This window comes from Priestia sp. SIMBA_032 (assembly GCF_046535215.1).
In the GTDB taxonomy this organism is placed as follows: domain Bacteria; phylum Bacillota; class Bacilli; order Bacillales; family Bacillaceae_H; genus Priestia; species Priestia aryabhattai.
This window is the reverse complement of the sequence record NZ_JAWRXD010000740.1, coordinates 1-269: the sequence shown is the minus strand read 5'-3', so window position 1 is coordinate 269 and position 269 is coordinate 1. Positions and strand designations below refer to the sequence as shown.

At 48.3% G+C, this 269-nt stretch carries 1 protein-coding gene; it reads left to right on the top strand.

Going from position 1 to position 269, the window contains the following annotated elements; all coding sequences use genetic code 11:
* Window positions 1-269 (top strand): hypothetical protein (locus tag SB717_RS36260; RefSeq protein WP_410907852.1); only part of this gene is annotated, 269 nt, incomplete at both ends.

Sequence of the window (269 nt, the reverse complement as noted above, 5' to 3'; positions counted from 1 at the left end):
GGTCCCGGATCCAAACTTCAAAGCGACTATGGTCACTCTTCGAGAAGTTGACGACCCGCTTGGTTCCTATAATTACCACCAAGTAATCGGCCGGATGTGGGAGTCCGATATTGCACAAACCCAAAGCATGATTTTGATTGTTGTCCCTAAAGGCACCGTGGGTGATCAATTCCAGCTAAGCCCCACCAGTGCTGTGAGAGTGACATATGCTCGGTTCAGCGGATTCGGTTTTGCTTATGTCAAAAGCGGCTGGATTAAATTTACGTCCA